Raw genomic sequence first — 16,528 nt, 5'->3', positions numbered from 1 at the left:
CATGGCGACGACGGGACGCAGCAGCAACGACAGCGACGGCGTGCGGGACGTCGCTGGCGTGGTGTCCGGTGCGGAGTTCGTCCGCGTGACAGCGGCGCCGACCGGCGGGTGCGTTGTGGCCGCGGGACTGCTTGCCGGCGTCTGTGACGAGGTGGGCGTCCCCTCTCAGGTGCGCGTGGTATCCGAGCCACCGTCGCACAGCGGCGCTGCTGACGGTTCGCAGGCAGCCACGCCGACTGCGTCCCACGTGACCGTGGGCTGTGAGGCGGTGGCTGCCGACGCCTCCGTGACCGGCGTTGCGGACGCGTTCGCGCTCGCTCGCGAGGTCGGGACCCACCCGGATCCCGTCGTCACCGCTGCGGGCGCGGTCGCGGACGGCGTCGAGCCGCCCGCCGACGTGCGGGCGGCAGCCGAGGCGTGGACGCGCCGCCCGGGCGTCGGCGTTCCGACGGCCGACCTGGCCGCCGGGCTGGCGCATTCGACGCTCGTACACGCGTCGTTTTCCGGCGACGAGCAGGCAGCCGGGGCGTTCCTCGCCGAGCTCGGGCTCCCACCGGAGCCCGACGCGGCGGCGCGCCGACGGCTCGCGTCGGCGGTGGCCTTGGACGCCACCGCTGATGCGCCGCCGTGCGCCGCTGACGCGGTCCACGACGCGCTGCGTCCGCGCGCCACCCCGGACGGGATGATGGCGACCGTCGAGGGGTACGCCGACGTGTTGAACGCGGTAGCGTGGGCAGCGCCCGGACACGGGGTCGCCCTGGGGCTCGGCGTTGCCGACCGCACCGCGGTGCTGGCGGCGTGGCAGGCACACGCAGCGCCGTCGCATGCGGCCGTCCGTGCGGCGTCGCTGGCGCGCCACCGCGGCGTCGTGGTTGCGGACGTCCCCACGGCCAGCCCGACCGTTGCACGGCTGCTCCGCGACTATCGGGCCACGGAGCCGGCAGTGATTGCGGTGGGCACGGAGACCGCTGCGCTCGCGACGACCGATGCCGACGCGCACGCCGTACTGCCGGGCAGTGTCGGAACCCGTCGGCGCGCCGTCACCACGCTCGGGGACAGCAGCGACGCGGACGCAGTGATCGAGACCGTGCGGGGTGGACTGTGACGCGCACGGCGACGATCCGCACCGCCGTCGACACCCCGGCGTTGGTCGCTGCCTGCGTGCGCCCCGACAACACCGCGGAGATGACCACCACGGTCGACGACACCGGCGACACCGTCGTGACGCGCATCGAGCGCGCGGACACCGCAGGCATGCAGTCCACCGTCGACGACTACGTCGTGAACCTCACCGTTGCGGCGACGGTTGCACAGACAGCAAACCAACACACCACACATCAATCATGAGCGAACGTTCAGTTTCCAAGCAGGACCAGGAGAAGCGGTGGTACACCGTGCTCGCGCCCGAGGAGTTCGACCGCGCGGAGCTCGGTGAGACCCTGGCAGAGGAGCCAGATCAAGTATACGACCGAACCATTCAGGCCGCACTGTCGGACATCCGGGACGGCGGTGACAACAACATCAAGCTGACCTTCCAGATCGACGACGTGGGCAGCGACAGCGCGTCCACGCAGTTCGTGCAGGCCGAGCTGACGCGGGACTACCAGCGCAGCCTCGTGCGCCGCGGGTCGTCGAAGGTCGCAGTGACGGTCACGGTGTTGACGACCGACGACTACCGCGTGCGCATCCAGCCGGTGGCGTACACCACCAAGCAGGCCGACCAGAGCCAGCAGCACGCGATCCGGCGGACGATGATCGACCTCGTGGAGGAGGCCGGCGAGGAGCGCACCTTCGAGGCGCTTTTGAACTCCATCATCGAGGGACGGCTGTCGTCGGCGATCTACGACGAGGCGAACACGATCTACCCGCTTCGCCGCGTGGAAGTCGAGAAGGCGACCCTGGAAGCCCACCCCGAGGAGGTCCACGAGGAAGAGGAGACGGCAGTGGACTTCAGCGGCGAGTAACTCGCGGTCGCCGATCACACACACCTGGTTTTTTCGCGCGTCGACGCGTCGCCCAAGCGTTCAGTCGTCGACGACGAGTTTCCCGCGCATGCCGGCACCCTCGTGGGGGATGCAGAAGTAGTAATACTCACCGGGAACAGTGAGCGTGACCTCGTAGGTGGCGCCGGGTGAGATGTTGCCGCCGCCCTCGACGTTGTCCTGCCAGGCGCGCCTGGCGTCCGGCTCAGTGTCGAAGCCGCCGGACGCGAAGTACGACGCCCCCTCGGGCAGTCCGCTCCCATAGGCGGTGACGGTGTGGTTCCGGGAGCCCGTGTTCGCCCACGTGACCGTGTCACCGGCGGTCAGCTGGTGGGTGGCCATGTCTTCGTCCTCGACGGGCTCCTGCGGGACGAACCCGTTCGACACCATGCCGATGTCGTAGTCGGACTTCGAGACCGATGGGCCGATGCAGCCAGCCAACACGCCCACTGAAAGGGTGGTTCCGCCGGCGAGAAACGCCCGACGATGCATGTCACATGGTTGGGCTGTGGCGTATTTATTTGCCGCGGTCGCGGGTGGGTCGCGGATGTAAACACGTAAGGACGGGCCACGTGTTTGGCGAGTCGTATGCAACCGCGCTTCGTCGGTCGGTTAGGGGTGGCCGACGCCGTGACCACGGCGAACGCGGCGCTGGGGTTTCTCGCGGTCGTCACGGCACCCAGCAACCCCCGGCTCGCCGCCCGGATCGTGCTGGTGGCGGCGATCGCCGACGGCCTCGATGGGGTTGTGGCGCGCCGCCTCGGCTCGACGCCGGCGGGCAAACACCTCGATTCGCTTGCCGACGTGGCGTCGTTCGGCGTTGCGCCGGCGTGCATCGTGGTCGCCGCCACGGGGAACACCTGGCAGGCGGGGGCTCCGGTGGGGATCGGGGCGCTCGTCGTCGGGGCGGGGTTCGTCGCCAGCGCGGTCGTCCGGCTGGGCCTGTACACGGCCTACGACACCGGCCACGAGCACACGGAAGGCGTGCAGACAACGCTTGCCGCCACGCTGTTGGCGGCGGGCGTGCTCGCGGGCGTCGAGCAGCCGACGGTCATCGTTGGGGCTGCGGGGGTGCTGGCTGTGTTGATGGTGTCGACGATCGAGTACCCAGATCTGTTGGTGCGGGACGCGCTCGCGATGGGCGTCGTGCAGGCGGGCGCGGTGGTTGCGCCGGCGGCGCTGGCGGGCGCGTTCCCGAAGGCGTTGTTCGGGTGGGCGGGCGCGTACCTGGTGTTCGCACCGCGGTTCTACTGGCGGGCGGCGTAGCCAGCGCCCCCGAAGGGAAACGCTCATAGGCGCGCTGGCGGAACGCACGTGTATGAGCGACGGGGACGAGGAACCCGCGGAGACGACCGAGGAGGCCGGTGAGGCGGCGGACACGACTGCCGTTGATCCGGACACGCTTGAGTCCCGGCTGGACGACGCCGAGGCGGCGCTTGAGGCGGCCAGCACCGAGTCCGACCTCGACGACATCGAGGCCAGCCTCGACGCTGTCGCGGCCGACATCGAGGCCGCCGAGCTCCCCGAACCGGACGACGACGACGAGGAGAGCCGCGAAGCGGCACTCACCGATCACCTCGCCGAGGTTCGCGACGGTGTCGACGACCAGCGCGGCCCGTACGCCAGCGACGCCGCCGAGACCGTCGACGCCGCGCAGTCCACGATCGCGGAGACGCGGTGGACCGACCAGGGCGAAGACGACCTCGCGGCCGTCGTCGCCCAGTTCCGTGAGGCGGCCGGCGACGCCCTGGGGGAGACGTTCGACGAGACCGGTGATCTCGGTGCCGACCTTGCGGCGGTCAGTGAGCGGATCTCGGCGGCGGGGTTGGACGCCGACGCGGACGCGGACACCATCGAATCCCTGGTCGCGGCCACCGACAGCCTGGACGAGGGCGTCGCGGACGCACAGGAGTGGGACGACCTCTCAGTCCGCCAGAAGCTCCGCGCGGAGGGGTACTATGAGGTGATGGGTGACAAGCACAAGGACTTCCCGCCGGAGTGGACCGCCCTCAAGCAGTGGGAGCAACGCGGGAACGTCGAGATGATCCTGCTGTGCATGGAGCATTTGGACGACTCGGAGTTCATGCAGCGCCACTGTCTGGACGCGCTGTTGCACGTCGCAAAGCCGGCGGCACTCGACGCGGTCGGGCAACTGGCTGCCCGCCGGGACCCGAAAGCCATCGAGGTCGTGGGGAAGATCGGCGTCGAAGACGGCCTCGAACACATCGAGGAGTACGTGGCTGAGGACGGCAGCCCGAACCTCCGGACGACCGCGCTGAAGGCGGTCGGGGAGATCGGCAGTCGTGAGTCCACACAGGTCGTCGCCGACCAGCTCGTCGCCGAGCGGGCCGACGTTCGCAGCCAGGCCGCCCGCGCGCTCGGACTGATCGGTGACACGCGCGCGATCGCGCCCCTCGTGGACATCCTGGAGAGCGATGACTCCGAGACGGTGCGGGCGTCGGCGGCCTGGGCGCTCGTCCAGATCGGCACCGAGGCCGCGCTGGAGGCGGCCGCCGAGTACGCCGACGACCGGGCGTACGTCGTCGAGCAGGAAGCCACGAAGGCCGTGACCGCGCTTGACCATCGTGACGCTGCCGACGCTTCGACGGGGAGCGCGTAAGTTCAAGTAGGGACGCGCGGCCAGCAGGGCGTGTGTTCGCTCGATTGGCCGTGGCCGCGCTGCTCGCATCGACGACCATTGTGGGAGTGGCACCGAACCCGGCCAGCGACGGCGACGCCGGCGAGTTCGTGGTCGTCTCCTTCGGGACGCCCACGAACACGACCGGGTGGACGATCACCGACAGCCACCACCGCGCCGCGTTCCCGAACCGGACGCTCTCCGGAACCGTGGCGGTCTCAACCGCGCCGGCCACGACGAGGTCCCGGACGCCCCATCCGGTCGTCGAGGTGACCGGGGAGTTGTCGCTGTCGAACGCCGGCGACCGGGTCACGATCCGCACGCGACACAACCGGACCGTCGACGCGCTGTCGTACGGCCGTGCGCCCACGGCGGAGCGCTGGGACGGCGACACGTGGACGCCGCTGGGGGCGACGGATTTCCCGCCGGTCGCGGCGACGAACGTCTCGCTGTCGGCGTTCGTGCTCCCCGACGACCCCGGGCAGCCGGTGGCCGCGATCGCCGACGCCGACCGGCGGCTCTACCTGGCCGGCTACACGATCACGTCGACGCGCGTCACGGACGCGCTGGTGGCCGCCGCGAACGCCGGCGTGGACGTGCGGGTGCTCGTCGGCGGCAGCGTCGCCGGTGGCGTGCCCCGCGCCGAGATCACCCAGGCAGACCGGCTCAGTGCAGCGGGCGTAGACGTGCGCGTGCTTGGGGGTGAGCGCGCCCGCTATCGGTTCCACCACGCCAAGTACGTGGTCGCCGACGACCGCGCGGTCGTGCTCTCGGAGAACTGGAAGCCGTCCGGGAGCGGCGGCCACGCCAACCGCGGGTGGGGCGTGTCGGTGGCCGACGCTCGGCTGGCCGCCCACCTCGCGGCCGTGTTCCGCGCCGACACCGGGTGGCCGGACGCACAGCCGTGGGCGGCGGCTCGGGACACCCTCACCGCCCGGAACCGGTCCGTGGCCTCCGGCGAGTTCGCCACCCGGTTCCCGCCGGTCACGACCCAGGCTGACCGCGCGGTAGTACACGTTGCACCGGACAACGCCCGCCAGGGCGTGCACGCGCTGCTCGACAACGCCACCGAGTCGGTGGTCGTCGAGCAGCCGCGCCTGGATCCACACGGCGAGTTCACGACCGCGCTCGTTGACGCGGCCAAGCGTGGGGTCCGGGTGCGCGTGCTGCTGTCGGGGCGGTGGTACAACGAAGCTCAGAACCGCAACACGACCCGGCGGCTGAACGCTGTTGCTGACGCCCACGAGCTGGATCTGGCGGCGGCGATCGTCGAGCCGCGGTCGCGCTTCGAGAAGGTGCACGTGAAGGGCGCGGTCGTCGACGGCGAGCGCGCGGTCGTCGGCAGCCTGAACTGGAACACGCAGGCCGCCACGGAGAACCGGGAGGTGGTCGTGGTGATCGACGATCCGGCCGTCGCAACGTACTACGGGCGGGCGTTTCGCGCCGACTGGCGGGGCGGCGCGTGGCGGCTCCCGGTCGGCGTCGCGGTGGCGTGTTGTGTCGCCGTCACTGCCGGCCTGTTCGCGGCGGCCGCCCGCGTCGAATTCGAGGCGGGTTAGCGCTGTGGGGCGCTCCGGAGGTCGGCGTCGAGTTCGGCGTCGGCCATCTTCTCGATGAGCGCGTCCAGCACCGCATCACGCATCCCGGGAACGAACCGGATCGAGCCGACGACCAGGTGGCCGCCGCCGGAGACGCCGGCCCCAGGGAGCTCATCGTTGAGTTCTTCGACCATCGTGGGGATGTCCAGGCGCACCCCGTCCGATCGGAGCACCGCGAAGTCCGGGCCGTAGCCGATGGTGATCACCGGCTCCCCGGTTTCCTCGACCTTGCGGTCGTGGATCTCGCCGGTTGTTTTCCCCGGCGCGGGGTACGTAAAGCGGTGGGCGTGGTTCTCCACGTCGATCCGGTAGAGGTTCGCGCCGCTGGCGACGCGCTCGTGTTCGACGTGGCTCCGCGTGGCGTCCAGTTGCTCGGCGACGGCTTCGCTGGCGAGCCGGTCGAGGAACGGCACGAGTTCGCGGTGGCGCTGCGCGTCGCCGTCCACGTTCAGGATGTCCGCGATGACCTGCGTGCCGTGGTCGTACCGGAGCATGTACGCCTCGTAATCGAGGGCCTCGCTCATCTGCTGGAGGAACGACTCGTCGTAGCCGGCGTCCCGGGCGAGGTCCAAGTAGTCGGTCATGGCGTCGGCCTTCGAGCGGTCCGAGAGGCCGGCAACCGCGGGCACGTGTTCGAGGTCGCTCGTGATCCCGGGGTAGATCATGCGCGCGAGCTCCACACACAGCATCCCGGTGGTGATGCGGTAGTCCTCGCCGTGCAGGTAGGGATTGACGTGCTCGTCGACCAGCGGGTCGACGGCCCCCGGATCGGGGTGGTGGTGGTCGACGACGACGATCGGGATGTCGTAGTTGTCCAGGGTCTTGTAGGCGGGCGTGTCCTCTTCGGTGCTGCCGTTGTCAAGCATCAACAACAGCGGGAGCTTCTGGCCGTGGCGGGCGCGATCCTCCAGCGCGAAGTTGAGGTCGCGGGTGGCGTCCTCCATCTCGTAGTAGGGGGCCTTGCTGGGGAGGCGCTTGAGGAGGTGGCGGGCGGCGTCCTCGTCCTGGTGGGTGTCCTCGATGAACTGCCGGAGGGCGTACTGCACCGGGAGGCTGGCGCACATGCCGTCGCCGTCTGCGTGGTGGCGCATCCGGATGGGACGCCCCTCCAAGACCGCGCGGCGGAGTGTCCGCGCGACCGACCGGAGGTCCGGCAGGAGCTGTTCGAGCGCCGGCCAGTCGACGAGCGCGTCGACATCGACGGGGTCTGCTTGTTCGGCCAGCGCCGCGTCGAGGCGGCGCGCGACGTCGGCGCTGTCGCCGCCCGACAGCACCTCGAAGGCGTCCACTTCGAGTTGGGTGGTTCCCTCGCGGTCGTCGGCGTCGCCGCTGACGTGGACGATGTCGCCGACCTCGACGCCGGGGTGGGCGCGCACGCCGGCGTCCTCGAAGGCGGTGCAGGGGATGGCGCTGGTTTCGTCGCGCACCCGGAACACCGTGGGGCCGGCGGTCTGCTTGATCTGGACGACCTCGCCCTCGATGTGGACGGTGTCTCCGATCCGGGACCCGACGGCGTCGGCGGTGGTGCGCTCGTAGGCGTGGCTGCGCTGTTCGGTCTGATACTCCTCGGGGTCGACGAACTCGAAGCTCAGGTCGCCGTTGTCGCGGACGGCCGACAGGTGCACGATCACGTCGTCGTCGACCGCCAGGTCGGGGTCGCCGGAGTACGTCGATTCGTGGATCAGTCCGGAGACGTGCTCGGAGAGGTCGACGAACGCGCCGTACTCCACGACACCGTTGACGGTGGCGTGGTAGTATTCGCCGGCTTCGACCTCCTGGGTGGTGCAGGAGGCGTCGAGACGGACGACGGTTGGCGCAGCGGCCTCATCGCCCACAGTGGCGTCAGTCATCTTGTCTAGGGATTGGCGGCGGCAGTTTTAACTCCTGCGAGGTTCGGCCTCGGCTGTGCCGGCAGCGAGTCGGAACCCTCAACTTCAGCGGGCGCGGACACCACGGTATGTTGTTCGGTGGCCGGCCGTCCGTACTCGGCATCGCCGAGGACGCCCTGGAGTTCGCCCGGGAGGCGGCCCAGGACTCTCACCCCGACGAGTACCTCGGGCTGTTGCGGGCGACGCCCGCGTCGGCGTTCGATCTGGACGCCGACGACGGATACGTCGTGACCGACGTGCTCGTGATCCCGGGCACCGAAACCAACCCCGTGAGCGCCACGTTCGGGTCGACACAGGTGCCCAACGACATGCGCAACGTCGGCAGCATCCACTCCCACCCCAACGGCGTGCTCGCGCCGTCGGACGCCGACCGGTCGATGTTCGGGAAGGGGCAACTCCACATCATCCTCGGCCACCCCTACGGGCCGGACTGCTGGCGGGCGTTCGACAGCGAGGGCGAACCCCGCACGACGACGGTGCTCGACGTCGACTTGCCGGACCCCGAGTCGTTTTTCGATTTCACACAGGCCGACATCGACGAGGAGTTAGAATGACACGCGTCGTCGCGCAGGGGACGTTCGACCTGATTCACCCCGGCCACGTTCATTACCTGGAGGACGCGGCCGCGATGGGCGACGAACTGCACGTCATCCTCGCGCGCCGCGAGAACGTCACGCACAAGGACCCGCCGGTGTTGCCGAACCGCCAGCGCCGCGACGTGGTGGCCGCGCTCGACCCCGTCGACCACGCCCGGATCGGCCACCCCGAGGACATCTTCGCGCCGATCGAAGCCATCGACCCGGACGTGATCGCGCTGGGGTTCGACCAGCACCACGACGCGGCCGCCATCGAAGCCGAACTCGCCGACCGCGGCCTCGACTGCGCGGTCGAACGCGCGTCCCCCCGCGAGGCGCGCTACGACGACGAGGTGCTGTCCTCGGGCGACATCGTCGATCGGGTGCTCGCCCAGCGCGGCGACTCGGATCCGTGAACGGCCGGGCAGCGTGCGCTCACAGCCCGAGCTCCCGGCCGATGACGAGGTGCTGGATCTCGCTGGTGCCCTCGCCGATCTCCATCAGCTTGGCGTCCCGGAAGAACCGCTGGGGGGCGAAGTCCGTGGTGTAGCCGTAGCCGCCCAGCGTCTGGACGGCGTCCTCGGCGACCTCGCGGGCGGCCTCGCTGGCGTCGAGCTTGGCGAGCGCGGACTCCCGGGTGACCGACTCGCCGGCGTCGTATTTGCTGGCGGCGCGGCGTGTCAGGAGTCGGGCCCGCTCGATCTTGCGGTGCATGTCGACCAGCGTGTTGCGGACGGCGTCGAACCGGGAGATCGGCTGGCCGAACTGCTCGCGGTCGGTGGCGTACTCGCTGGCAGCGGTGTACGCGCCCTGTGCGAGCCCGGTCGAGAGGGCGGCGATCGAGATGCGGCCGCCGTCGAGTGTTTTCTTGGTCTGCGTCCAGCCGTCGCCTTCCTCGCCGAGCAGCCGGTCGGCGGGGATGCGGCAGTTGTCGAAGGAGATCTCACAGGTGGGTGAGGCGTTCAGCCCCATCTTGTCCCATTCGGCCGTGACCTCGAAGCCGTCGTCGGCGGGGTCGACGATGAACGTGGAGATGCCGTCGTAGCCGGCGTCCGGGTCGGTGACGGCTTTGACGACGACGCTGCCGGCGACGGAGGCGTTCGTGATGAACTGCTTGGTGCCGTTGAGCACGTAGTCGTCGCCGTCGCGCGTGGCCGTGGTGGACATGTCGCTGGCGTCGCTGCCGCTGGTTGGTTCCGTGAGCGCCCACGCCCCCAGGTAGTCGCCTTCGGCCAGCGGGCGCAGCCACTCGCGTTTCTGTTCGGCGGTGCCGAACAGTTCGATGGGTTTCGCGCCCAGGGAGACGTGGGCGGCGTACGAGAGCCCGATCGAGCCCGAGACGCGGCCGAGCTCCTCGGTGACCGTGGCGTACATGAGCTGGTCGCCCCCGAGGCCGCCGTACTCGTCGCTGATCGGCACCCCGAGCATGTCGAGGTCCGCGAGCGCGTCGAAGACCTCCGTGGGGAAGCGATGCTCGGCTTCGATGTCGCCGGCGATCGGCTCGATCTCCGCCGCGCAGAACTCGCGGACGGTCTCCTGGATGAGCGCGTGCTCGTCGGGCAGCTCGTGGTTCATGCGTCAACGTTTGGCACAACCATGATAAACGCACCGAAAACATGTACTTGTTACAACGGCTGTGTGGGCGGTCCCAGTCGACCCGCCGGACACCCCTGACGCCGTACCGACGAACCGCGATGGCGTTGGACATTTGACTCGGGCCGCCGAACCTCCAGTGTGCGCATCCGCCAGCTCGTTCGCGGCACCGTCCCATGGGAGTCACTGGAAGCTGTCGCCCGCGAGCTCGGCGCACGCTACGACCAAGACACCGTGCGGGTCGTGTTCCTCGACGCCGACAACTGGTTGTCGACGCCGTGTGTCGTCAACGACCGCTGGTTCGTGAAAGTCATCTCCGAGCAGAACGCGCTCGTGCACGCGGTGTTCACCGGTGCGCGGAACCTGGGGATGTTCTCCAGCGGCACCGAGGGGTTCTTCGAGCGCTTCGACGGCCCGGTTGCGATGGCCGAACACGAACGCGACGCCACCCGCGATCTCCGGGCGCTCGGCGTGAACGCGCCGCGGCCGATCGAGGCCTTCGAGGTCGACGGCTTCGGCGTGCTCGTGTTGGATTACCTGCCGGCGTTCACGCCCCTGGACGAAGTGCCCGCGGCGGACGTGGCCGCCCACGCGCCGGCGGTCTTCGAGGCGCTGTCCACGATGCACGCCAACGGGGTCGCACACGGCGACCTGCGCGCCGAGAACGTGCTCGTGTCCGACGGCGACCTCTACTTCATCGACGCCACCAACGTCGACACGGACGCCATCGCCGACGCCCGCGCGTACGACCTCGCGTGCGCGCTCGCCGCCCTGGAGCCGCTCATCGACGCCCAGACCGTGGTGCGGATCGCCCGCGAGTCGTACACCGTCGACGAGGCCGCGGCGGACGTCTCCACCACGATGGACGCGCTCTTGCGCGCCCAGGACTTCCTGGGGTTCGTCCAGCTTCGCCCCGACCACGACTTCGACACCGCGGCGCTGACCGGCCACATCGGGATGGCCGCAACGAACGCCCAGCGCGGCCTGTGACACCATGTGACAGTGTACGCGCTATCGTCCATAGAAGACCCATCTTTTTCACGCAGTACAACGCAGACTCTCCCGATGACGTACCAACATTACATCAACGGCGAATGGGTCGACGGCGACGGCACCGAGACCTTCGACAGCAGGAACCCCGCGAACGGCGAGACGCTGGGCACGTTCCAGCGTGGCACGACGACCGACGTCGAGGCGGCGATCGCGGCCGCCGACGACGCCGAGGACGAGTGGCAGTCGCTGTCCCGCATCGACCGCGCGGAGTACCTCTGGGACATCTACCACGAGCTCAAAGACCGCCACCAGGAGCTCGGTGAGGTCGTCACCAAGGAGTGTGGCAAGGAGATCAGCGAGGGGAAAGCCGACGTAACCGAAGCCTGGCAGATGGTCGAGTGGGCGGCCGGCGACGCCCGCCACCCGAAAGGTGACGTGGTCCCCTCCGAGATCCCCGAGAAGGACGCCTACATGCGACGCCAGCCGCGCGGCGTCGTCGGCTGCATCACGCCGTGGAACTTCCCGGTCGCCATCCCGTTCTGGCACATGGCCGTCGCGCTGGTCGAGGGCAACACCGTCGTCTGGAAGCCCGCCGAGCAGACGCCGTGGTGTGGCCAGATCATCGCCGAGATGTTCGCGGACGCCGGCATCCCCGACGGCGTCTTCAACATGGTGCAGGGCTTCGGCGACGCCGGCGCCCGCATCGTCGACCACGACGACATCGACACCGTGCTGTTCACCGGCTCCGCCGAGGTCGGCGAGGAGGTCGCACGGACGGTCGCCGACGACCCCGGCAAGCTCGCAGCCTGCGAGATGGGCGGCAAGAACGGCATCGTCGTCACCGAGAAGGCGGACCTCGACATCGCCGTTCACGCCGCGGTCATGAGCTCGTTCAAGACGACCGGCCAGCGCTGTGTGTCCAGCGAGCGCCTCATCGTCCACGAGGACCTCTACGACGAGTTCAAACAGCGGTTCGTCGAGATCGCGGAGTCGGTTGCAGTCGACGACCCCCTCGACGAGGAGACGTTCATGGGGCCGGCCATCGAGCCCGCCCACGTCGAGAAGATCCAGACGTACAACGACATCGCCCGCGAGGAAGCCGAGAACGTGCTCGTCGACCGCACCGAGCTCGGCGACGACGAGATCCCCGACGGCCACGAGGACGGCAACTGGGTGGGGCCGTTCGTCTACGAGGTGGACTACGATCCGGACCTGCGCTCGATCACCGAGGAGGTCTTCGGCCCGCACGTCGCGCTCATCGAGTACTCCGGTGACATCGAGCGCGCCGTCGAGATCCACAACGACACGCCCTACGGGCTCGCTGGCGCGGTCATCAGCGAGGACTACCGCCAGATCAACTACTACCGCGACAACGCCGAAGTCGGGCTGGCGTACGGCAACCTGCCGTGCATCGGCGCGGAAGTCCAGTTGCCGTTCGGCGGCATGAAGAAATCCGGGAACGGCTACCCCAGCGCGCGCGAGGTCATCGAAGCGGTCACTGAGCGCACCGCGTGGACGCTGAACAACTCCAAGGACATCGAGATGGCGCAGGGGCTCTCAGCGGACATCAACACCGACGAGTAAGCCGTCGTCGCGTCGGAACACACGTTTTTTACGAAGAGGCGGATGGTGGCGAGTGGCCACGAGTCCCGGAATCGTGGCCACGCGCCGATAGCAGCGGTGGTGGGGTGGGTGCGGACGCGGAGCGATGTTGTGATGCCGTCACGACGAGAAAAGCGTCGTTTCCGGCAGTACACAGTACTGGCTCCGACTACTTAAACTCACGTGTCGGTGGGTGCGTGTGCCGGGTCTCGACCTGCCCGCCCGCCACACCGGCTATGCGTCGGCAAGCTTGCGCTGCAAGCGGTCCAGTTCGTCGTCGAGGTTGCGCTTGAAGAACTGCTCGACGCCGGGCACGGAGCCATCGACGACGAACCGGTTCGTGAGCGTCGATCCGTCGTCGGCCGGCTCGATCTCGTGTTCGCCGGTCACGTCGAACATGCCCGACTTGCCGATGAACTTCACGAACGTCGGTGGTCGTACGTCCACGTCGCGTGTCTCCACGTCGATGGTGCGCCGGACGACGGGGATCGGCAACTCGACGTGCCACGTCGTCGTGTCGCCGGTGGTCGTGTAGCTATCGACGACGCTGATGGCGTCGGCGCGCTTCTCCGGGTCGGAGATAAACGCCCAGACGTCCTCAGGGGGCACCGCCAATTCGAACGTGCGCTCGACCCGAACGGTCATACGCGGAGTTTCGGTGCCGTCAGGAAAAAGCCGCCGATTACCGGACTACGCGGGCTCGACCCGCCACGTCGTCGATTTCGACCGGCTCCACTTCTCGATGTCGACTTCCTCCGATTTCTCCGCCAGCTCCGGGAGCCGAACACCGACCTGCTTCGAGGAGAGCCCGAGATGGTCCGCGATGTTCTTCGACCGGAAATACCGTTCACCCCGGTCGACGCTCTCCCGAAGGTAGTCGAGGATGCGGCGTTCCTCGTCGGTGTAGTCGCTCATCACTTGCTGTTGTGGCTTCGTCGGCTTAATGGTTTTCCGGCTACCCCCAGAGCTGGATCGCGCCGACGGACAACGCCGCAAGCACCATCGCCGCGCCGAACCCGATCGCTGTCTGGAACTGCCCGGACGATACGAAGGCGTACGCGGCGGCTGCAGCCGTCAGCAAGCCGAACACGATGCCCACGCCAACACCCTTGTCGGTTTCGTCGGCGGACTGCATAGTCACACGCCAGGGTTGCCGGTGGCGGCCCTTAACTGATTCTACTCGGCGGCCGGGGGGTGTCGGTCACGTGAGTGTGGTGTGTGCGGACTGCTCGTTCAACGCGAGGTTCGCGGCGATCTCGGCGTTGCGCATCGAGTACTGTGCGGACTGCTGGAGGCTCACCAGCACCTCCCGGGCTTCGAGCAGGTCGGCGTTGTTCATCTCCGGGAGGTCAGCCAGGATGTCGGCCTCGCGGTCCTCGATCGCGCTGAACTGCTCGCGCACCGCCACTGTGGCGTCGTAGTCGCGGTTGACCGCCGCCGAAACGGCGCTGGCGGCGACGTCGTCGACGGCGTCGGTGAACTCGCGGATGCGGCGCATCGTCGCCTGATCGACGTCCAAGGTGTGGCCGTCCGTCGCCATGACGATCTCCGCGATGTCTTCGGCGTTGTCCGCAACGAGTTCGAGGTTCTTCGCGACGCTCCGGTAGCCGACGAGCGGGAACCCCTCGTCGAGTCCGACCGTGCGCGCCAGCCCGGGGTCGTGGTAGGCGGTGAAGATGAGCCGCAACAACAGCACGAAGATCTTGTTGGCCTGTCGCTCCCGGTTGAGCGCGCGCTGTGCGAGATCCGGGTTGCCGTGGGCGAGCGCCTTCACGGCCTCCCCGCGCATCGTCGACCCGGTGTTTTCGAGGCGCTCCAGGAGGTTGTTGAGGTCGAAGTCAGCCGGATCGACCGAACACCGGATGGTGATCCTGGCGGGGGTTTCTTCGACCACCCCCAATCCCATGAGCTGGGTTTCGGCGCTGTAGACCGCGTTGATGTGCGCCGAGTCGAGGGCGGCTTCGCTCTCGACGTGGATGATGCGCCGCCCGAGCACGTACTGACCGACGATGGCGCGCTCGACGGCGTCGGCGTCGAAGTCCGTGGCGTGGATCGTGGCTTCCGTCTCCCCCTGGCGGGCCGACGCCGGGGTGACCGTCAGCGAGCCACGTCCCCCCTCGCGGACGGTCACCTCGTCGCCTTTCACGACGTCCTGGCTGCGCGCCCATTCGGCGGGCAGCGTCATCGCGAGCGTCGACGGGCCGAGTTGCTGAACTTTCCGTGTCCCCATGCCGTACGCAAGTTCGTGCGCGCCCTTAGTTTCGACCCACGGCCGGCTGCATCCTCACAGACACTGTGATCCGGCGTGCTTTTCCGTGACCCAGTCGTATAGATGCACATGGGTTTTGGTAGCTACGATGAGTCCGAGCAGAAAGATCAGAGCGTAGATACGGACGAAGACAAGGGCGTCAGCGTCCACGAGAACGACCACGATGGGGAGGTGTCGTTCGACTCCGAGGCCGACAGCGAGGAACTCATCGACCAGCTCAAATCGATCAAAGACGAGTAACCGCCGTCCTCACACCACGTTCACGAGGCGCTTCTCGAAGCGGCCGGTTCTAACCCGCTGCCAGCCTCGCAGCGACGCGTCGGTGTCCTCGCTGCCGGTATCGACGCGCAACACGCCGGTCTGATCGAGTTTCTGCGGTGAAGCGACGACGCGGACCTCGCTGCGGTCGATGATCGCCGGGGAGATCTGATCGTTGCCGCGCCCGAACACGAACCCCTGGCCGCCGATCGGGGAGACGTACACGACGTTGTCGGTGCCAAGCGCCGCGGTGATCTCGCTGGCGCTGCCGTCGCGCACAACGAGCGCGCCGTCACGGTACACGTCCACACCGAGCGGCGATCCGGAGACGCCGAGCGCGTCGGCGACCTCGGCGAGCGTGCCGCCGGGCCCCAGGACGTACGTCACCCCGTCGCGGACGCTGTCAGCGACGCCAGCGGCCAGCGCGCCGGTGGTACCGGCGTAGGCTTGCTTGGCGGGTTGGAGGGCGTCGGCCCCCTCCGTGACGGGGGTTGCAACGACGCCACGGAGCGTCGTCTGCACCTCGCCGTCGCGGTACGCGCCCTCGTCGATGTCGCTGACCTCCCTGGTGGTGGTGTCTTCGAAGGTCGCCGCAACCCGGCCGGCAGCGGCCGGCTGGACCGCGAACACGGCGGAGTACACCTTCACGCCGGCCGGCACGCCGAGGACGGGCACCGACGCGTCGTGGGCTGTGACGGCGGTCGCGACGTCGGTTGCCGTCCCGTCGCCGCCCACGAACAGGATCACGTCCACACCGTGGTCGATGAACGCCTCGACGGCCGCCCGCGTGTCGGCCGCCGTCGACGCCGGCGTGGTCGGGTGACCCACCACGGTGGGCGTGAACCCGGCGGCCGCGGCGACGCCCCCGCCCATCGGCTCGTCGTAAGTCACAACCGACACGTCGCCGGCGGCGTCACGCAGCGCGTCAAGCGCCGTGCGCGCTCGCTGGGGGGCTCGTTGGTCCGCGCCGCGCTCGCGGGCCTCCGCGACGTTTCCATCGGTGCCTTTGAGGCCGACTCGGCCGCCCATCCCGGCGATCGGGTTCACGACGACGCCGACAGTGCGCATGCGTGACACTGCGACAGCGACCACAAAAAGCCACGCGGTCGCGGCGGCTGGCGTGCGCGAGCG

General features: G+C 68.9%; 19 protein-coding genes. 11 read left to right on the top strand and 8 right to left on the bottom strand.

Going from position 1 to position 16,528, the window contains the following annotated elements; genetic code table 11:
* Position 1: 1 nt before the first annotated feature.
* From JT689_RS04520 to JT689_RS04510, 3 genes are read left to right on the top strand one after another with little or no spacing between them, the layout of a single operon-like run.
* On the top strand, positions 2–1,105 hold the full coding sequence (locus tag JT689_RS04520) for a hypothetical protein (protein WP_205251634.1): 1,104 nt from the start codon (positions 2–4) through the stop codon (positions 1,103–1,105).
* A complete protein-coding gene (locus JT689_RS04515) occupies positions 1,102–1,347 on the top strand; it encodes a KEOPS complex subunit Pcc1 (protein ID WP_012289224.1) in 246 nt (81 codons plus the stop codon). The genes JT689_RS04520 and JT689_RS04515 overlap by 4 nt, the downstream gene beginning before the upstream one ends.
* Entirely contained in the window at positions 1,344–1,964 is a 621-nt protein-coding gene (locus JT689_RS04510) for a 30S ribosomal protein S3ae (protein WP_136361135.1), read from the top strand. The genes JT689_RS04515 and JT689_RS04510 overlap by 4 nt, the downstream gene beginning before the upstream one ends.
* Positions 1,965–2,024: 60 nt before the next feature.
* On the opposite strand, the gene JT689_RS04505 is transcribed toward JT689_RS04510, so the two are convergent.
* The gene (locus tag JT689_RS04505; RefSeq protein ID WP_205251633.1) at positions 2,025–2,474 is read right to left on the bottom strand and encodes a plastocyanin/azurin family copper-binding protein; all 450 of its coding nucleotides are present in this window, start codon (positions 2,472–2,474) and stop codon (positions 2,025–2,027) included.
* 96 nt (positions 2,475–2,570) lie between these two features.
* On the opposite strand from JT689_RS04505, the gene JT689_RS04500 reads away from it, so the two are divergent.
* The 3 genes from JT689_RS04500 to JT689_RS04490 are packed head-to-tail and all read left to right on the top strand — an operon-like array spanning position 2,571 to position 6,179.
* Positions 2,571–3,248 (top strand): protein sorting system archaetidylserine synthase, encoded by a 678-nt coding sequence (locus JT689_RS04500; RefSeq protein ID WP_010902547.1) that lies wholly within the window; start codon positions 2,571–2,573, stop codon positions 3,246–3,248.
* A 52-nt stretch (positions 3,249–3,300) separates the two neighbouring features.
* On the top strand, positions 3,301–4,602 hold the full coding sequence (locus tag JT689_RS04495; RefSeq protein ID WP_205251632.1) for a HEAT repeat domain-containing protein: 1,302 nt from the start codon (positions 3,301–3,303) through the stop codon (positions 4,600–4,602).
* Between the two features lie 32 nt (positions 4,603–4,634).
* The gene (locus JT689_RS04490) at positions 4,635–6,179 is read left to right on the top strand and encodes a phospholipase D-like domain-containing protein (RefSeq protein ID WP_229373406.1); all 1,545 of its coding nucleotides are present in this window, start codon (positions 4,635–4,637) and stop codon (positions 6,177–6,179) included.
* Here the strand turns inward: JT689_RS04490 and JT689_RS04485 are convergent.
* A complete protein-coding gene (locus JT689_RS04485; protein WP_205251631.1) occupies positions 6,176–8,068 on the bottom strand; it encodes a DHH family phosphoesterase in 1,893 nt (630 codons plus the stop codon). The genes JT689_RS04490 and JT689_RS04485 overlap by 4 nt on opposite strands.
* Before the next feature lie 107 nt (positions 8,069–8,175).
* Here JT689_RS04485 and JT689_RS04480 point away from each other — a divergent pair, with 107 nt between their 5' ends.
* Both JT689_RS04480 and JT689_RS04475 read left to right on the top strand, forming a co-directional pair.
* The gene (locus JT689_RS04480) at positions 8,176–8,661 is read left to right on the top strand and encodes a Mov34/MPN/PAD-1 family protein (protein ID WP_010902543.1); all 486 of its coding nucleotides are present in this window, start codon (positions 8,176–8,178) and stop codon (positions 8,659–8,661) included.
* Positions 8,658–9,098 (top strand): adenylyltransferase/cytidyltransferase family protein, encoded by a 441-nt coding sequence (locus JT689_RS04475; protein ID WP_136361131.1) that lies wholly within the window; start codon positions 8,658–8,660, stop codon positions 9,096–9,098. The genes JT689_RS04480 and JT689_RS04475 overlap by 4 nt, the downstream gene beginning before the upstream one ends.
* 19 nt (positions 9,099–9,117) lie before the next feature.
* Here JT689_RS04475 and JT689_RS04470 read toward each other — a convergent pair whose 3' ends face one another.
* Complete coding sequence (locus tag JT689_RS04470; protein ID WP_205251630.1) at positions 9,118–10,257, bottom strand: acyl-CoA dehydrogenase family protein; 1,140 nt, start codon at positions 10,255–10,257, stop codon at positions 9,118–9,120.
* A 159-nt stretch (positions 10,258–10,416) separates the two neighbouring features.
* Between JT689_RS04470 and JT689_RS04465 the strand changes: the two genes are divergently transcribed.
* Entirely contained in the window at positions 10,417–11,265 is an 849-nt protein-coding gene (locus tag JT689_RS04465) for an RIO1 family regulatory kinase/ATPase (RefSeq protein WP_012289221.1), read from the top strand.
* A gap of 75 nt (positions 11,266–11,340) precedes the next feature.
* Positions 11,341–12,852 carry an aldehyde dehydrogenase family protein gene (locus JT689_RS04460; protein ID WP_010902539.1) on the top strand — a complete coding sequence of 504 codons (1,512 nt, stop codon included), beginning with the start codon at positions 11,341–11,343 and terminating at the stop codon, positions 12,850–12,852.
* A gap of 252 nt (positions 12,853–13,104) precedes the next feature.
* Here the strand turns inward: JT689_RS04460 and JT689_RS04455 are convergent, their stop codons facing one another.
* From JT689_RS04455 to JT689_RS04440, 4 genes are all read right to left on the bottom strand, one after another.
* Complete coding sequence (locus JT689_RS04455; protein ID WP_136361129.1) at positions 13,105–13,515, bottom strand: SRPBCC family protein; 411 nt, start codon at positions 13,513–13,515, stop codon at positions 13,105–13,107.
* A 45-nt stretch (positions 13,516–13,560) separates the two neighbouring features.
* Positions 13,561–13,785, bottom strand: coding sequence for a hypothetical protein (locus JT689_RS04450; protein WP_010902537.1), 225 nt, complete (start codon positions 13,783–13,785; stop codon positions 13,561–13,563).
* Positions 13,786–13,825: 40 nt separating this feature from the next.
* Positions 13,826–14,005 carry a hypothetical protein gene (locus JT689_RS04445; RefSeq protein WP_010902536.1) on the bottom strand — a complete coding sequence of 60 codons (180 nt, stop codon included), beginning with the start codon at positions 14,003–14,005 and terminating at the stop codon, positions 13,826–13,828.
* A 66-nt stretch (positions 14,006–14,071) separates the two neighbouring features.
* Positions 14,072–15,100 (bottom strand): phosphate uptake regulator PhoU, encoded by a 1,029-nt coding sequence (locus JT689_RS04440; RefSeq protein ID WP_010902535.1) that lies wholly within the window; start codon positions 15,098–15,100, stop codon positions 14,072–14,074.
* A 108-nt stretch (positions 15,101–15,208) separates the two neighbouring features.
* On the opposite strand from JT689_RS04440, the gene JT689_RS04435 reads away from it, so the two are divergent.
* Positions 15,209–15,379 (top strand): DUF5786 family protein, encoded by a 171-nt coding sequence (locus tag JT689_RS04435; protein WP_012289220.1) that lies wholly within the window; start codon positions 15,209–15,211, stop codon positions 15,377–15,379.
* Between the two features lie 9 nt (positions 15,380–15,388).
* On the opposite strand, the gene JT689_RS04430 is transcribed toward JT689_RS04435, so the two are convergent.
* Positions 15,389–16,465, bottom strand: a complete 1,077-nt coding sequence (locus JT689_RS04430; RefSeq protein WP_205251629.1) for an ATP-NAD kinase family protein — start codon at positions 16,463–16,465, stop codon at positions 15,389–15,391.
* Between the last annotated feature and the right edge of the window lie 63 nt (positions 16,466–16,528).

It is taken from the genome of Halobacterium sp. GSL-19 (assembly GCF_016917855.1).
Taxonomy (GTDB): domain Archaea; phylum Halobacteriota; class Halobacteria; order Halobacteriales; family Halobacteriaceae; genus Halobacterium; species Halobacterium salinarum.
The sequence above is the reverse complement of the archived record's forward strand: the minus strand, read 5'-3'. Positions and strand labels throughout refer to the sequence as shown.